The following is a 2513-nucleotide window of genomic DNA, read 5'->3' on the forward strand; positions in this document are numbered from 1 at the left end:
GGCACGAGGAGCGCCTTTTAGTTATTCTAAATAAGCGACGAGTAACGCAGAGTGACGCTTTTTCAGTCACAACCCAAAGGGCTGGGACTATTTTTGCGTCCGACTGCGTTGTGAATAACTTATGACGGAAGGCAACATTGCGTGCTTTCGGCCTTGGTGGATACAAAAATAGTCGCCAGCAGTGGTGGATGTGAAAGATAAACAAGACCTAGGAGTGCATCATGAAAAAACAACAGGGAATGACACTAATCAGTTGGGTGATAGTACTGGCAATCATCGCATTTTTTGCCACTTTAACCATGCGATTGGTACCGATGTACCAGGAATACTATGGTGTTTTGCAAATCATGAAGTCTATGGAAACCGAATTAAAAAACAATAAGCTGAGCAATCAACAAGTAATGTTACTACTGAGTAAAAGGTTTAATACCGGTTATATCTCCAGTGTGAAAAAAGAAAATATCGAATTATTCCGTGGCAGAAGCAATGCCTATGTCACCAAAATAGTGCTTGATTATGAAGTGCGGAAGCCGTTTTTTGCCCACATTGATTTAGTTGGGCATTTTGTGACAGAAGTGGATGTGGAACCGGAACCGACAAATCGATGACAAGCATCAAACAGAAAAAACTCTGCCAGCAACTTGGCATTCAATTTAAAAATGAAACATTGTTATTGCAGGCACTGACACATCGCAGTGCTGATCCAAAAAATAATGAACGGCTGGAATTTCTGGGCGATGCGATTTTGAGTTTCGTGATTGCCGAAGAACTGTTTAATCGTTTTCCCCAAGCCAAGGAAGGCAAGATGAGTCGCCTGCGTGCCAGCCTGGTGAAAGGGGAAACCCTGGCGGAAATAGCCCGTGAACTCAAATTGGGTGATGTGTTAATCCTCGGACAGGGGGAATTGAAGAGTGGTGGTTTCCGCCGTGAGTCAATTCTGGCCGATGCCTTAGAAGCCATTCTAGGTGCACTGTTTCTGGATAGTGGCATTGATATCGTCAAGCCGTTGATTCTGCGTCTTTATGATGAACGGCTGGATTCTATTGATGTTACTGAAACCATAAAAGATCCCAAAACCCGCTTGCAGGAATTACTACAAAGCCGCAAATTACCTTTGCCGCTATACAGTGTGAGAGAAATTGAATCCGCTGATAAACAGCCTGTTTTTGAAGCCTCTTGTCAGGTAAGTTTGCTGAATAAATTAGTGGTGGCTCAGGGAAGCAGTCATCGTAAGGCTGAGAAAAAAGCCGCTGAACGCGCCCTGACGCTAATCGAGTCAAAATTATGAATGATCAACCTGCTTTTCGCAGTGGCTATGTAGCCATTATAGGCCGTCCCAATGTCGGCAAATCCACCCTGATTAATCGGGTGTTGGGTCAAAAGTTATGTATTACCTCGCGTCGCCCGCAAACCACCCGTCACCGCATTCTGGGGATTAAAACCTCGGAATTGGGACAGTTCATTTACGTTGATACACCTGGTATCCACAGTGATGGCAAACGGGCCATGAATCGCTATATGAACCGTGCTGCAGCCGCTTCCGTTGAAGATGTGGATGTGGTGGTGTTTGTAATCGAAGGTATGAAATGGACTGAGGAAGATGAGCGGGTTTTGCAAAAACTGCAGGGGACCAGCAAGCCAGTCATTTTGGTGATGAACAAAATAGATAAACTGGAAGATAAAGCTACTTTGTTTCCACAGGTAGAAAAGCTTGCTGCATTGTTTAAATTTACTGATATCGTGCCATTATCAGCCCGCAAAGGCATCAATCTGGAATCTCTTGAAGAATCGATATATAAATTAATGCCAGAAGGCGAGATGATCTTTGATGAAGATCAGCTCACCGACCGTAGCTCACGTTTTCTGGCCGCTGAAATGGTTCGTGAAAAACTGTTCCGTCATTTAGGCCAGGAATTGCCGTATTCACTAACTGTAGATATCGAACAGTTTGAAGATGATAACGGCATGTACCGTATCAGCGCTGTTATCTATGTAGAACGCAGTGGTCAGAAATCCATTGTTATTGGCAAAAAAGGTGAGTTGCTCAAGCAAGTCGGTAAAGATGCCCGCGAAGATATGGAAAAGTTATTTGACTGTAAGGTGTTCTTACAATTATGGGTCAAAGTGCGTGAGGGCTGGTCTGATAACGAGCGCATGCTCAGAAATCTGGGCTATAACGACGATCTCTGATTAGGCATTACGGTGGAATTCACCCAGGCATTTGTTTTACACCAACGTCCTTATCGGGAAACCAGTTTTTTGCTGGATGTATTTACTGAAGATTATGGTCGATTAAGCTTGGTAGCCCGCGGCATGCGCCAAAACAAACGCCGTCACAATAACCCACTCCAATTATTCCAACCGCTTTGGGTAAACTGGTTTGGAAGAGGTGACTTACTGACAATAAGCAAAATTGAAACGACCAGCGCACCTTATTGGTTGCAGGGTCATGCTGCTTTATGCGGTCTTTATATCAATGAATTATTAGTCAGATTGTTAACCCAGCAGCAAGC

At 44.1% G+C, this 2513-nt stretch carries 4 protein-coding genes; all 4 read left to right on the plus strand.

Annotated elements, in window-relative coordinates; genetic code table 11:
- Positions 1-221: 221 nt before the first annotated feature.
- Positions 222-608 carry a DUF4845 domain-containing protein gene (locus B3182_RS14295; RefSeq protein WP_292355512.1) on the plus strand — a complete coding sequence of 129 codons (387 nt, stop codon included), beginning with the start codon at positions 222-224 and terminating at the stop codon, positions 606-608.
- Positions 605-1288: a ribonuclease III gene (gene rnc / locus B3182_RS14300; protein WP_292355514.1), complete on the plus strand. Its 684-nt coding sequence runs from the start codon at positions 605-607 to the stop codon at positions 1286-1288. Before B3182_RS14295 ends, rnc begins: the two co-directional genes overlap by 4 nt.
- A complete protein-coding gene (gene era / locus B3182_RS14305; RefSeq protein WP_292355516.1) occupies positions 1285-2190 on the plus strand; it encodes a GTPase Era in 906 nt (301 codons plus the stop codon). The genes rnc and era overlap by 4 nt, the downstream gene beginning before the upstream one ends.
- A 12-nt stretch (positions 2191-2202) precedes the next feature.
- The coding region (gene recO / locus B3182_RS14310) for a DNA repair protein RecO (protein ID WP_292753228.1) at positions 2203-2513 on the plus strand (311 nt) is incomplete at its 3' end.

The sequence above is a fragment of the Methylophaga sp. UBA4204 genome, from assembly GCF_002379485.1.
Lineage (GTDB): Bacteria > Pseudomonadota > Gammaproteobacteria > Nitrosococcales > Methylophagaceae > Methylophaga.

Coding starts and splice junctions, on each gene's coding strand:
- B3182_RS14295 (WP_292355512.1), top strand. CDS start 222: ATGAAAAAACAACAGGGAATGACACTAATCAGTTGGGTGATAGTACTG.
- rnc (WP_292355514.1), top strand. CDS start 605: ATGACAAGCATCAAACAGAAAAAACTCTGCCAGCAACTTGGCATTCAA.
- era (WP_292355516.1), top strand. CDS start 1,285: ATGAATGATCAACCTGCTTTTCGCAGTGGCTATGTAGCCATTATAGGC.